Below are 13,908 nucleotides of genomic sequence, written 5' to 3' on the forward strand. Positions count from 1 at the left end.
AACATTTAGAATATTAAGTGAACGCTATCGAAATAGACGGAAAAGATTCGGTTTACGCATTAACTTAATCGCTGCACTGGTAAACCGGATAAATTTTCAATAATGACTTTCGCAAGAGATCTATTATCATGGAAATAGTTCAGCCGAAAATGTTTATTTTTTGCTATGATGATTCGCACTCCATTTTTTTAGCCATTTTACTGCCTTTAGTTTAAGTTGGACCAGGCAGTGAAAATCTGAATCATGCGAGTATTCTTGGACTATTCGAGCACATATATGTGCGCAAATTTCAATAGGTTAGCTCATGCTTTTAATGATCGACAACTATGACTCTTTTACCTACAACATCGTGCAATATTTTGGCGAGTTAAATCAGGAAGTAAAAGTAGTCCGTAATGATGCCGTGACATTGGAAGATATCGAGCGATGGCAACCAAAGTATCTCGTCATTGGTCCTGGCCCTTGTTCTCCCTCCGAAGCAGGTATTTCTATTCCAGCGATCCAGCACTTTGCTGGTAAAATCCCCCTATTGGGCGTATGCCTGGGACATCAAAGTATTGGACAAGCTTTTGGTGGAAATGTAATTCGGGCTAAAAAAGTCATGCATGGCCGTTTATCGGACATGTATCACAGCAATAAAGGGATTTTCAGCAATCTCCCTTCTCCATTTTCGGCAACGCGCTATCACTCACTGGTGATTGATCAGGCGACATTGCCAGAATACCTGGAAGTGACCTGCTGGACTAATGAAGAAGATGGCTCTATGGAAGAGATCATGGGTGTGAAACATAAGACATTGCCGGTCGAAGGCGTGCAGTTCCATCCTGAATCCATTCTGAGTGAGCACGGTCATCAGATCTTTAAAAACTTTTTAGAAATTTACGCATAATGAGCGCTACAAAGATTATGAATATTCAACAAGCTTTAAATAACATCACTAAAAATATCGAACTCACTCAACCGCAAATGGAAGACGTGATGCGTACCATCATGAATGGTCAGGCCACTGATGCCCAGATTGGTGCCTTGATGATGGGACTGCGCTTAAAAGGCGAAAGTATTGATGAAATTACTGCCGCTGCACGTGTCATGCGTGAATTTGCAATTAAAATTGATGTCAGCGATCTTCCACATTTAGTTGATATTGTGGGTACAGGGGGTGACGGCCAGAACCTGTTTAATGTATCGACTGCATCAAGCTTTGTCATTGCAGCTGCTGGTGCCACCATTGCCAAACATGGTGGCCGTGGTGTGTCATCCAAATCAGGTTCTTCTGATTTGCTTGAACAGGCAGGGATTAATCTTGACCTGAACATGCAACAAACTGAACGCTGCATCCGTGAAATGGGGGTTGGCTTCCTGTTTGCACCGAATCACCATAAAGCGATGAAATATGCTGCTGGTCCGCGTAAAGAACTCGGCTTTCGCAGTATTTTCAACCTGCTTGGCCCGCTCACCAATCCAGCCGGGGTGAAACGCTTTGTGATTGGCGTATTTTCCACTGAACTTTGTCGCCCAATGGCTGAAGTATTGAAACAGCTGGGCGCAGAACATGCCATGGTAGTGCATTCCAAAGATGGCTTAGATGAAATCAGTCTTGCCTCTTCAACTTATGTGGCTGAACTGAAAGATGGTGAAATTACAGAATGGGAAATTCAGCCTGAAGCAGTCGACATTGAATCTCAAACTTTAACCGGCCTTTCTGTAGATAGTGCAGCTGAAAGCCTAGCTTTAATTAAAGATGCTTTAGGCAAGAAAAAATCTGCAATCGGTGAAAAGGCGGCAAATATGATTGCACTCAATGCCGGTGCAGGGATCTACGTTTCAGGCTTGACCCATAGCTATAAGCAAGGTGTCGCTTTGGCACATGACATTATCTATGGCGGCCAAGCTTTAGAAAAAATGGGCATTTTGTCTGAATTCACCAAAACTTTAAAAGAATACGAAGCTTAAAACGGTAGGACAAAGATCATGGTAGATATCGCAAATACAATTTTAGGCAAAATTGTCGACCGTAAGCAGGAAGAATTTGCTGCCCGTCTTAAGCAACGCAGCTATAAAGATGTGGAAGAACTGGCACAAGCAGCAACGCCTGTGCGTGGTTTTGCACAGTCTTTACAACACAAGCGCCCAGGTGTGATTGCAGAAATCAAAAAAGCATCTCCATCTAAAGGCGTGATTCGTGAGAACTTTAATCCTGCTGAAATTGCCCAGCAGTATGAGCAAGCTGGCGCAGCCTGTCTGTCTGTACTGACAGATGTGGACTTTTTCCAGGGTGCCGACGAAAATATCCAGATTACCCGTTCGCACTGTGCCCTGCCGGCATTACGCAAGGATTTCCTGATTGACCCTTATGGCGTGATTGAAGCCCGTGCCCTGCATGCAGACTGTATTCTTTTAATTGTGGCATGTCTATCTGACCAGCAACTGGAAGAAATGTCTAAAACTGCATTCGAACTTAATCTGGATGTACTGGTTGAAGTACATGATGAAAATGAGCTGGAACGTGCACTGAAACTTTCAGAACGTTGCTTGCTGGGTGTAAACAACCGCAATTTAAAAACCTTTGATGTCGATTTAAATACATCGCTGCGTTTGAAAAAATTGCTCGAACCCTCACGTTTATTGGTGACTGAAAGCGGCATTGCCACACCAGATGATGTCCACATGATGCAAGAACATGATATTCATGCCTTCCTTGTGGGTGAAAGTTTTATGAAACAGCCTCGTCCAGATCATGCCTTTACTGCATTATTTGGTCAGCCTGAAACTGTTTGATGAATAATTAAGATTATGAGTAAACATGATTCTTCGCTTTCGAAAGATCAGTACAATTTACTGAAATCTTTTAAAAAGCAAATCACTAATCCGCATTCCTCGAAGATTACGAAGCAGCCTGAGCCTGTGCAAAAGACTGCTGAACAAGAGCAGGAAGATGACTTCGCGCTTTTTCAAAAGCAAATGCAAGGTGTCAAAAAGATAGACACCGGCAACATTGCAAAACTTGAAAGAGCGTCAAAGAAAAAGCCAGATGCACAAACTTTAGCGAAACGTGCAGCTGCGACCGGCCCTATGCAAACCGATGAGGCAGAGTTGTCTGATACACAGGCCATGCTCAATCCGGTAGCCAGTCAGGCGACATTAAGCTATCGCATTGCAACTTTGCAGCATAAAGTATTTGAAGATTTAAAAGCAGGTAACCTGCGCTGGTTTGAAGCGGTTGATTTGCATGGCTGTACGGTGGAAGAAGCCCGTGTTGCGGTACTGCAGATTATTCAAATGGCAAAAGATGAAAATCAGAATGTCATTAAAATTGTGCACGGTAAAGGTCCTGAAGCCATTTTAAAAACTTATGTCAATGGCTGGCTACGTCAGCACCGTGATGTTTTAGCCTTTGTCAGTGCACCTGAAAAGCAAGGTGGCACCGGTGCTGTTCTGGTTCTGCTAAAACGTGCAGAAAAGAACCCAAAATTCAAACAGTAATCGGAATTTTTCTCTAAAACAGGGCATTGTAGCGGTTTTCTGCTACAATGCCGTCCTTGTTCAATATCAGTGTAAGTGAACACGTCTTATGTCTATGCAGCAATCCTACGCCAACATTTTAACTGCCGTTGGTGAAGATCTTAATCGTCCTGGTCTTAAAGATACGCCAATGCGTGCTGCTAAAGCTTTTTCGTATTTAACGTCTGGATATAGCAAAACTTTGGAAGAAGTGACCAATAATGCGGTCTTCCCTTCTGACAACCGTGAAATGGTCTTGGTCAAAAATATCGAATTCTATTCACTCTGCGAACATCATTTATTGCCATTCTATGGCCGTGTGCATATCGCCTATTTACCTGAAGGCCAAGTTTTGGGTTTATCCAAATTTGCCCGTATTACTGAAATGTTTGCACGCCGTCTGCAAATTCAGGAAAACCTGACCCAGCAAATTGCTGAGGCGGTGGCTGAAGTGACCAAAGCACGCGGTGTTGCGGTAATGATTGATTCTGCGCATATGTGCATGATGATGCGCGGTGTAGGCAAACAGGAATCGACTACCCGTACTGTGTCTTTTGTGGGTGATTTCAAAACCAATAAAGATGAACGTCGTGAATTTTTGGCTGCCTTGCCTGAAAGCTATTAATTTAATTCTAAAAAAAAAAGCCTCAATAGCGATTGAGGCTTTTTTTGTGTGTGGTTAAATAACACCGTACAAAAATTGATATCTCCTGATTGAAGCACATATATTAAGGACCGATCATGTCGCAAATTCTGTTAGCTGGACAAGGTTTAACGCACGCTGAAAAATCAATTGATTACCCCCGCCCTGACCGTTTGGTTCAAGGCAATCCTCAACGTGAAACGTATAGCCTGTATGAACATCCGAATATGGACTGTGGCATCTGGCATTGTGAAGTCGGTTGCTGGAATATTCAGTTTGCCGACAACAAACAGGAGTTCTTTCAGGTGATTGAAGGTGTAGTTCGCATCCACGACCAAGCGACCGGAACTTATATTGAAGTGACTGCTGGAAATGCTGGGATTATTCCGCCCGGCTTTAAGGGAAGCTTTGAAGTACTTGAAGCAGTAAAAAAATACTATGTTATTGTCGAAGCCTGACTTTAAAAAATATAACTCACCATAAATTTTCAAATAAAAAACTCCCTGAATATGAGGAGTTTTTTATTCATCGATTTAATTTTTCCAGATTAAGAACTCGCAACCTGCTTGGTGACTTGAATGCAGTTTCGGCCATTATTTTTTGCTGCATAGAGTGCTGCATCTGCTGCATCCAGAAAACGCTGATAGTCTGGATGTCCATCATAAAGTGCACAGCCGATACTGACTGTAAAATTAAAACTGATGCCTATGCTGGTACGAATGGTGGTTTCCTGAATACGGCTACGCACCTGTTCTGCAATCTCTTGTGCCCGAACTAAATCACTGTCCACCAGCAGCAATAAAAACTCTTCCCCACCTGCACGGAATGCATAATCACTGCCCTTAATGGAAGTGAGCAGCACTTCACCAATAAACTTTAAAGCTGAATCACCCGCTGCATGGCCGAATTTATCATTAATCCGTTTAAAGTAATCGGCATCTATGGCCAGTAAAGACAAGGGGGCATTATTTTTACGGGAAAAATTAATTTCACGCGAAACAATGGTATGTAAATAGCGCCGATTGAGCAGTTGAGTGAGGGAATCACTGCCCGAGTCGATATAGTCAGCCACCTGAAACAGCTGATCGACCAGATGCTGAATCTCTCTGTTGTTTTCACGAATATGCTGGATCAGCTGAATGGCCTGCTCTCTTTCAGTAGCATTTAAAACTTGCTGGCTCAGCAAATCAATCTGGTGAATACGGTCAATAATGGTCGAGACCTGCTCAGTTCCCGTAAATGCATAAGCAGCTTTATGAATAAACCATAAGCCAAATTCAGATTTTGACAGCAAGGGATGTGTAAATTTCGGCTCATCCGAAAATACCTTAAACATCAGCTCATTTTCCCAGTCTAATAATGAGCTGCGTTGCTTGTCCTTTTGCGCCGACACATCCTGCATGGCAGAAAATAAACGATAGGTATGTTTTGTGTCATTATTTTTTTCCAGATTGACTTCATAGGAGCGACACATAATTTCCGAAGCAAAACCCAGTATCTGCACAATATACGCTGCAATGGTCAGACGGTTTTCTTGCGTCTGCTCGGTCTGAAGCAAAAAGACTTTCTTTTCAATTTCACCGATACCCCGCATAATTAACCAAGATGGAATGCCGATACGCGCATGGACTTTACCCACCATCAGCTGCTTTTCGACAATCTCGATAAAGTTCTGCTGCAAGGGCACATTAAAGCAATCGATTAACCATTGATTCAGCGTGGTTTTTAATCGGTTCTGAACCATATCATCGGATAAGAAATAGGATGCTTCCTTTTCCTGCATGATATCTTTATAAAACTCATCGACCAGGGTCTGGGAATGCACTTGAATAAATTGAAAAGTGTCGTTTAAATCAGTTGTTGAAAAGTCCTGGCAAACCGACTTCCATTGTGCGGCAAGCACAACAATACTTTCAGTATTCATACAATTGATTCCAACAGCTTTTGAATATGAGGGAGATGTTTAGATGACTAATATAACAAATTTTAATAAAAATAACTTTGTGAACTATTCGATGTTTTTTCATAAGTAATGAGAAAAAATAAATTTATTTTTATAAAGTATTAAAAAAAACGTACATAGCCCAGACTGGTTTTCATCCAGTCCTTATGGTCTTGTTGCTGGTATTGCCAGTTAAAACGAATGACATTTTGCGGATTCAGGACATATTGCCACTGGGTGTTCAGTTTAAGTTGCCATTGCTTGGAATCTCCCCAATACGGTAATTCCAGCTGTAGCAGACTATTGATGTGATCTGACCAGATATTTTGACAGCCTATGGTCGGTCCCATCCCGACACGCCAGCCCTGATCTAAAGCCTTGCCGGCCTGTATATGGTTTTGCAGTTGCATATAGCACAAATGTTCACGTGCCGGGTTTGCATAGCTATAGCCCATCTGAACCTGTAAATTGGCAATCCCGTGCTGTTCCTGCTCACTGAACTGACCCTTTTGATCCAAAGCTTCCTGCTTCCAGCCCAAGTTAAAACCCCAGCTGAGTGGCGTTTTAAAGGGGGTCATGGGGTTATAAGAATTCACGCTCAGAACATCAAAATGTTCAAGTTTCAACTCATCATCACGATACAGGATTGAACCATCCCCAAATAGCAACTGTGTACCCGTCCTGAAGCCCCCTTGCGGATCAATCAGGTCATGATAAGCCTGACGATGTCCCAGCTCGACAAACTTTTCCCCCTGTACCTCCCCCATATTGACCGAAAAATGACGGGCATCATGTGCTTGAGTAGGGTCTACTTTAGGGCGTTGTGGTTGTTGGCGTTGTTTTTCCAGATCTATTTCACTGCGCATACTCAATAGCTGGCGCAAGCGTGGCTGGGCAAAAACTGGCTCAACTTTACGCCCGATAAATTGCAGGTATAAATCATCATAGGCCATTTCTAAAATCTTGGCTTTATCGAAGTCATTATAAAATTCTATGTGCTTAGGCATCTTTGTTATTTCAGCAAAAGCGACTTGATGCGCCACTTTAGCCAGACTTTTGCCATGCTGTCTGGCTTGCGATAACAACTGGCTTTCTAAAGCCGGTCTATAGATCATTTCCTTGACCAAACCCTGCCGCTCAATGGCTTTTATGGTTTCAACAGGAATGGCTGCGACTTTAAACTGTTGCTTTAAATTCAGCGCTGGACGAACCAGATCAATGAGCCCCAATAAACGATAGGCACAGTTATCACTGACAAAATAATAGGGAAAACTCACATGTTTCATTTCCCAAATGTGCTGCACTAAAAATCGGGTTTCGTCAGGAGTTAAGCTAAGTTCATATTCCCACAAATCCCGACTTTCCAGATCCCCATATTCCTTGACCTTACGGTAATAAGGCATTAAGGAATATTCCCCCGGATACTGTCCGGTTAGGCCATTCCAGGCAAAAGACCAGCCTTCGCCCTCGGTGACTGTGGCTGCATAATTCACGGCGTAGGATACCAAATTCAGCTGTTTCTGATCTTGGGGATCTAAACGCAGTAAGGTATGCCCAAACATCGAACTGGGATTACCCATAAAGTCGGTGGCATAGATTAGTGTGGCTTTATAAGGCTTGATTTGACCAATCCAGTCGTCCAGTTCTGGACAAGTCACTGTAGGTAATTGCTCTTCTTGAATATGCAGTTGCTGCATTAACCACTGGCTGCGTGCCGGAAAGCGACAACGCAGCGACTGATTCGGCGCTGCGGGTTGAAATAAGGCCTGAATATTGGCCTGCAATTCCTGTTTTAAATCAACTTGACCATTTGACGATAAGAAATAACCGGCATAGCTGACTTCACTTTGTCCTTGTTTATCGGCATACATGAGTCTGAGCCAGGTGATGTCTTGAGCTAATTTTTGTTGTGCTGCACGTTCTATGTAGGGCTGAGTGATATGAGCTTCAATGCTTTCAACAGCTGTTGCCGAGTAGGTCATTGTGGAAAAGGTTAAAGCAAAAACGAACGCAAGTGATTTCATGCAAATTGGGTATTTATCTTTTATTCAAGAAGAAATGTAAAATAAGAAAAAACCCCATCAGAATGACAGGGTTTTGTGTTTATCTATTATACGTAGGCTTTCAACACTTCATCTTTAGCCATCACCGCTTGCAAAGAAGCAAGTACCTGAAGTGAATCGTGATTTTCTGCAGCATAAATTTGAGCGAAGTTTTGTTTAGAAACCGCAAAAAAACGGGCTTTGTCTTGTGCTTTGATATTTAAAAGTTCAGCCAGTACATTTAGGCTTTCCCCTTCTCCAACGGCCATATCACGTGCCAAAGATTCAGCATTTTCATTGGTAAAAGTCACTGCTTGAGCAGTCACTGTCCCTGTACCGCTACAACCTAGCGTACCAAAGGTAATACCGAATAACTGGTTGGCAAAAAGTCCATTGGTTGTTGCAGCAAGAATTTTAGGTACTTTACCTGATTGGCCCGCCCAAACTTGTGAACCGATACCACAACCGGCATCTCGATCTGCAAATGCTGCTGTAGAACCGAGTGCTACAACTGCAGCTAAAGCTAATTTTTTCAACATGGTTATTCTCCAAAATTTATTATTCAAGGGTTCTAATTCTTCACAATTGTGTAAATTTTATTACACCTCTGTAAGATAGCTGCAACTTTCTTATGACGCAAAGCAATTCATACTAAAGTTATTTTTCACTATATAAACTTTTGAAGTTATTTGTTTTTTAAAGTCCAGATCCCATCTTTACTGCGATCACCCAATATTTTTAATACCAAAACCAGACTCAGAAGCAGCAGTAAATACCAGGAACCCATCTTACCCCAACCCACCATATGCCAGGCCTCGACCTGACTGGGATATAGCCAGATTCTGTAAAAGGTACTGATATTTTCTGCAATCCAGATCAGAAACGCTAAAACAATCAGTACGGGTAACATCGGGAATTGTAGCTGATGCTGTTGCAACTGGAAGCGAATTCTGGTTTTCCAGAAAATGATCACGCTCCAGGCGAAGAGAAACAGACGGATATCGGGAACAAAAAATTTACTCATGAAATTGATATAGGAAAAAACTGCCAGAACCAGCATGTTCGGAAAGCTTGGCAGTTTCTCAAAGGACACCTGATACAGTCTGAGTGAGCGTGCAAAAAAACTGCCCACTGCCGAATACATAAATCCGGCAAATAAGGGGACAGTTAGTATTTTAAACACTGCTGGTTGTGGGTATTGCCAAGATGCTATCTGCGGATGGGTCAGAAAAATTTCCATGCCCATCGCCATGATATGAAACAAGGCAATGACTTTGGCTTCGGCCCACGATTCTAATTTTAAATACAGCAAACAGACCTGAATGATCAAGGCATAGAACAATAAATAATCATATCTGAAGAGGCCGTAAAACTCCTGATTGCCCATAGAGGCGGTCAGTGCAAAAGCAATCAGCAGCAATATCCCAAATAAGGCAGCCGAAGCTGCCTTAAATGAGAACTCAAAACATGATTTAAAAAAACTGATCAAGGTTGAATCCTAATAATGAATTAACTCATACAGATTTAAAGATACTTAGCGCTGTATTCATGCACCGTATCAATAAACACTTTAGGATTCGCAGGATCAACCCACTGGGTAATACCATGGCCCAAATTGGCCACATAACCTGTTTTTTCACCACCTGCATAAGCATCATCCAGCATGGCTTTGGTGGCTTTTTCAATCGATGCAGCATTACCATATAAAGTGGCCGGATCGAGGTTGCCCTGTAATGCAGCACGGCCATTCACAGTTTGACGTGCCACGTTCAAAGGTGTAGTCCAGTCCAGTCCAAAGGCATCAGCACCAGTTGCCACCATAGGCTCTAGCCACTGACCGCCGCCTTTGGTAAATAAAATCACCGGAACTTTACGTCCGTCTTTTTCACGTTTTAAACCAGCAACAATTTTTTGCATGTAATTCAGTGAAAATTCGATATATTCACGATGTGCCAGCGCACCACCCCAGCTGTCAAAAATCTGTATCGCTTGCGCTCCAGCATCAATTTGCGCATTTAAATAATCAATCACAGCAATCGCCAAGCGGTCCAGCAAAGCATGTAACACTTCAGGCTGTGCATACATCATCTGTTTGGTATAGCGAAATTCCTTGCTGGAACCGCCTTCCACCATATAAGTGGCCAATGTCCACGGGCTACCCGAGAAACCGATTAACGGCACTTGACCACCCAAGGCTGAACGGATGGTGCTGACTGCATTCATCACATAATCAAGATCGGATTTGGCATTAAAATTGGGTAAATTCGCCACATCTTGCTCGGTACGGATAGTCTTATGGAATTTTGGACCTTCTCCCGCTTCAAAATACAAGCCCAACCCCAAAGCATCTGGCACTGTTAAAATATCTGAAAATAGAATGGCAGCGTCCAGGTCATAACGACGCAAAGGCTGTAAGGTCACTTCGCAGGCAAAATCATTATTTTTGCACAGGGAAAGGAAATCACCTGCTTTGGCACGTGTTTCACGATATTCAGGCAAATAACGTCCTGCTTGACGCATCATCCAAACTGGTGTGGTATCTACCGGCTCACGCAATAAGGCCCGCAGAAAACGATCGTTTTTTAGCGTCGTCATTTACTTTCCCATCTCATTTTTAATCTTCGAACCATCATAACAAAAAGGTCGAAAATTTAGTAACTTCTCTTGCAGCTAAAAATCGATCACGTTAAATGTAAAATTTTTTTTACACAAAACAAATACTGCATCTCCTCATTTTTTCTGCAATACTTGCCTAGTTTTGTCACATAGTTAATGAATAATTCTTAAGGTTGAATTACATGTACGTTCGCACATTACTCGCCATGAGTTTAAGTTGCATTTTTGCGGGTACAGCGTTTGCCGCATCTACTGCTGAACAACCATTAAATCCTCAAAAGATTGCGAATACGGCGGTTCAAGATCCGATTGACCCACTGGCAACCGATGCCGCATCTGGTGCTGCAAGCACTGCGAATGCACAGATTACCCCACAAGAACAAAATGACCTGAATAAGGCATCGCAAACCCTACAAGATCTTCAAAATACTGAAGATAATAATGCTGCGATTGGTGCTGCACCGACTACAAAAACACTGAGCACGCCAACTACTACCCCTGCTTCTGCAAAAGCCTCTTGGACCTTAGAAGGTTTAAATAACGCTACATGGTATGACAATATTGGTAAAGGCCAATTCCCTGTTTATGCACGTGCGCATGTAATGCTCAATAATGCCCATGCTTCTCCGGGTGCAATTGATGGTGCAAGTGGTAAAAATACCCTGAAAGCCATTGCATCCTTCCAGCAAATCAACGGCATTAAACCGACAGGTATTTTAACTCAGGAAACTTGGGATGCCTTGATTGCTCGCCAAGGTGCTAAGCCTGCATTTATTGAATATACGATTACCGATGCAGACCTGAAAGGTCCTTATGCACAAACCATTCCGCACGATTATGCCCTGCAAGCCAAAATGAAAGGCTTGTATTACACGCGCGTAACGGAAATGCTGGGTGAAAAATTCCATATGGATGAAGACTTTTTGAAAAAGTTAAATCCTAAGGCAACCTTCAAAAAAGCCGGTGAAAAAATTATCGTTGCTAATATCCGCAATGAAGTTCCAGAAGATATTCATCTGATCGTTGCGCATAAAGGTGCGAAACAACTGTACTTATTTAATAGTCGCAACCAGATGATCGGCTCATTCCCTGCAACTATTGGTAGCTCAGATACACCATCCCCTACAGGTACTTATAAAATTACCGGTGTAGCGCAAAACCCATGGTACAGCTATTCACCAAGTAACTTTATTCAAGGCAATAATACAAAACCGCTTTCTTTACCACCAGGTCCAAATGCTCCTGTAGGCAATATCTGGATTGGTTTAAGTAAAAAATCATTTGGTATCCACGGTACACCAAATCCATCTGCCATTTCTAAAACTGCATCGCATGGCTGTATCCGTTTAACCAACTGGGATGCTAATGATTTGGGTAAAAAAGTTAAATCGGGTGTCACGGTTAAATTCCTGGAATAATCCCTGCACCCTGTATGAAGAAAAGCCTGCATCTGTTGCAGGCTTTTTTATAAACTGCTGCCTCAACAATATAAACATCATCGTTTCAAAAACAGGATGACTTGTTGCCGTTTTATGATTTCTATGTCATTTTCAAACCATTAAAATAAGCTCATGTTTAAAATAATGATAGGAGCATTAATATGAATGCTTTTTTACACCCCAGTGACAACCGCGGTCATGTAAAAATGGGCTGGCTTGAGTCTAAACACAGCTTCTCCTTTGGTAGCTGGTATAATCCAAAACTCATGGGGATCAGTGCCCTGCGTGTAATTAATGACGACATTATTGCCGCACATAACGGTTTTGGCACCCATCCGCATGACAATATGGAAATCTTGACCTGTGTGCTTAAGGGAACAATTTCTCATAAAGACAGCATGGGTAATGAAGGTGGAATTTCTGCCGGTGAATGGCAACTGATGAGCGCCGGCACAGGTGTTCAGCACAGTGAAATTAACCAGGGTGATGAGCCGGTTCATTTATTGCAGATCTGGATTATTCCAAATGAACGCAATGCAGAACCAAACTATCAACAAATCAAATGTGACCCACGTGAACAGCCGAATCAATGGCATTTAATTGTTGGCCCTAACGAAAATGCACCGATGCATATTCGTCAGCAAGCTGAAGTTAAAACTGCAGTGATTAACCAGGGTCAACGCCTAAACATTGAAGCGACCCAATATATTAATTATGTGCATGTCATTTCCGGTTCAATCAAGATTGCAGAGCATACAGTAGAAGCTGGCGGCGCCATTGGCTTTTTAGAGGCAAGTCAGATTGAAGCTTTGCAAGATACTCAAGTTATCTGGTTTGATTTGCCTGAACTGAAAGGTTAAAACTATTTAATACCTCCAAGTTCGAGATGATTACTGTCAGGTAGTCATCTCAAACTATTTAAATAAAATAATAAAATGAATAATTTATTCAAATTTAATTGTTGTTTATAGCCTGTCTTATCGATCTATACAAAAATACAAATCTAACCAATCAGCAGCACTTTTTTACCCAAATCAACTGCTTTTTAGGCGAAAATCAAGCCTATCTTTTCTATGCAATTACACGATAAAAAACCCTTTAAGCAGTCAGGACTCGTCTGGTCACACCTCGTTTCAAAAACTTAAATAAGCTCCAAAACCTCGGAATTGGTTTTTAATAAATAATCAGAAGAGAACATCCATATGAACCAAATTTTGAATATCGATACCACTCAACAACAGGCTTTGCTTTTTTTATTAGATTTCTTAAAACAACGAGACTATCAATTTACCGCCATTACCCCGCTTTCCCATCAACGTATTCTGAGCCGAAAAAGACAAGAAAAGAACACCGTAATTACGCTTCGAGATATATTTGGCTGGAATTTGGCATTTGCCGAAACCAATCTTGATCCGGCACTTTTTGAAATTCTAAAAGAAAATCGGCTCATCCATTTTCAGGATCATCAATGGCTGAGTGATGTACGTGTCGCTTCGCTTGATCGTGAATTATTTATTCATTCAAGTTTCCCAACCCTTCAACACGATTCGGTATTTTTTGGTCCCGATACTTACCGCTTTGCATACCATCTTAAACAATATTTAACCTGAGTTCGATATAAAAAAGAGTAGAAAAAAAGCCCTGAATTTATAACATATTGGTTCTCAATACAAAATGTTATAAAACAAGGCTTCTCGATGGATCATATTACCGAATTATTTTGTA

At 41.9% G+C, this 13,908-nt stretch carries 13 protein-coding genes and 2 pseudogenes; 10 read left to right on the forward strand and 5 right to left on the reverse strand.

Annotated features, from left to right (window positions below; genetic code table 11):
* From FTT83_RS14105 to FTT83_RS14135, 7 genes and pseudogenes are all read left to right on the forward strand, one after another.
* Nucleotides 1–103: pseudogene (locus tag FTT83_RS14105) on the forward strand (IS5/IS1182 family transposase); the annotation flags it as partial.
* 201 nt (nucleotides 104–304) lie between these two features.
* Nucleotides 305–889: an aminodeoxychorismate/anthranilate synthase component II gene (locus FTT83_RS14110; protein ID WP_218948879.1), complete on the forward strand. Its 585-nt coding sequence runs from the start codon at nucleotides 305–307 to the stop codon at nucleotides 887–889.
* A gap of 17 nt (nucleotides 890–906) precedes the next feature.
* Nucleotides 907–1,953 carry an anthranilate phosphoribosyltransferase gene (trpD, locus tag FTT83_RS14115; RefSeq protein WP_180042743.1) on the forward strand — a complete coding sequence of 349 codons (1,047 nt, stop codon included), beginning with the start codon at nucleotides 907–909 and terminating at the stop codon, nucleotides 1,951–1,953.
* A gap of 18 nt (nucleotides 1,954–1,971) precedes the next feature.
* The gene (gene trpC / locus FTT83_RS14120) at nucleotides 1,972–2,778 is read left to right on the forward strand and encodes an indole-3-glycerol phosphate synthase TrpC (protein WP_180042704.1); all 807 of its coding nucleotides are present in this window, start codon (nucleotides 1,972–1,974) and stop codon (nucleotides 2,776–2,778) included.
* A gap of 15 nt (nucleotides 2,779–2,793) precedes the next feature.
* Entirely contained in the window at nucleotides 2,794–3,483 is a 690-nt protein-coding gene (locus tag FTT83_RS14125; RefSeq protein ID WP_180042705.1) for a Smr/MutS family protein, read from the forward strand.
* A gap of 94 nt (nucleotides 3,484–3,577) precedes the next feature.
* Nucleotides 3,578–4,126: a GTP cyclohydrolase I FolE gene (folE, locus tag FTT83_RS14130; RefSeq protein WP_180042744.1), complete on the forward strand. Its 549-nt coding sequence runs from the start codon at nucleotides 3,578–3,580 to the stop codon at nucleotides 4,124–4,126.
* Nucleotides 4,127–4,242: 116 nt separating this feature from the next.
* Nucleotides 4,243–4,602, forward strand: a complete 360-nt coding sequence (locus FTT83_RS14135; RefSeq protein WP_180042706.1) for a cupin domain-containing protein — start codon at nucleotides 4,243–4,245, stop codon at nucleotides 4,600–4,602.
* 89 nt (nucleotides 4,603–4,691) lie between these two features.
* Here the strand turns inward: FTT83_RS14135 and FTT83_RS14140 are convergent, their stop codons facing one another.
* The 5 genes from FTT83_RS14140 to hemE all read right to left on the reverse strand — a co-directional run bounded on the left by FTT83_RS14140 (nucleotide 4,692) and on the right by hemE (nucleotide 10,723).
* Nucleotides 4,692–6,068, reverse strand: coding sequence for a diguanylate cyclase (locus FTT83_RS14140; RefSeq protein WP_180042707.1), 1,377 nt, complete (start codon nucleotides 6,066–6,068; stop codon nucleotides 4,692–4,694).
* A gap of 140 nt (nucleotides 6,069–6,208) precedes the next feature.
* The gene (locus FTT83_RS14145) at nucleotides 6,209–8,110 is read right to left on the reverse strand and encodes a DUF4105 domain-containing protein (protein ID WP_180042708.1); all 1,902 of its coding nucleotides are present in this window, start codon (nucleotides 8,108–8,110) and stop codon (nucleotides 6,209–6,211) included.
* A gap of 86 nt (nucleotides 8,111–8,196) precedes the next feature.
* On the reverse strand, nucleotides 8,197–8,667 hold the full coding sequence (locus tag FTT83_RS14150) for a DUF3015 family protein (RefSeq protein WP_180042709.1): 471 nt from the start codon (nucleotides 8,665–8,667) through the stop codon (nucleotides 8,197–8,199).
* Between the two features lie 146 nt (nucleotides 8,668–8,813).
* Nucleotides 8,814–9,614, reverse strand: a complete 801-nt coding sequence (locus FTT83_RS14155; RefSeq protein ID WP_368737331.1) for a DUF817 family protein — start codon at nucleotides 9,612–9,614, stop codon at nucleotides 8,814–8,816.
* 38 nt (nucleotides 9,615–9,652) lie between these two features.
* Nucleotides 9,653–10,723, reverse strand: a complete 1,071-nt coding sequence (gene hemE / locus FTT83_RS14160; protein ID WP_180042711.1) for a uroporphyrinogen decarboxylase — start codon at nucleotides 10,721–10,723, stop codon at nucleotides 9,653–9,655.
* Between the two features lie 203 nt (nucleotides 10,724–10,926).
* On the opposite strand from hemE, the gene FTT83_RS14165 reads away from it, so the two are divergent.
* The 3 genes and pseudogenes from FTT83_RS14165 to FTT83_RS14175 all read left to right on the forward strand — a co-directional run.
* Complete coding sequence (locus tag FTT83_RS14165; protein WP_086194972.1) at nucleotides 10,927–12,162, forward strand: L,D-transpeptidase; 1,236 nt, start codon at nucleotides 10,927–10,929, stop codon at nucleotides 12,160–12,162.
* A 182-nt stretch (nucleotides 12,163–12,344) separates the two neighbouring features.
* Complete coding sequence (locus FTT83_RS14170) at nucleotides 12,345–13,043, forward strand: pirin-like bicupin family protein (RefSeq protein WP_180176783.1); 699 nt, start codon at nucleotides 12,345–12,347, stop codon at nucleotides 13,041–13,043.
* A gap of 342 nt (nucleotides 13,044–13,385) precedes the next feature.
* Nucleotides 13,386–13,787, forward strand: a pseudogene (locus tag FTT83_RS14175) (methyltransferase small domain protein); the annotation flags it as partial.
* Nucleotides 13,788–13,908: the final 121 nt, after the last annotated feature.

The sequence above is a fragment of the Acinetobacter sp. YH01018 genome (assembly GCF_013420295.1).
GTDB lineage: Bacteria > Pseudomonadota > Gammaproteobacteria > Pseudomonadales > Moraxellaceae > Acinetobacter.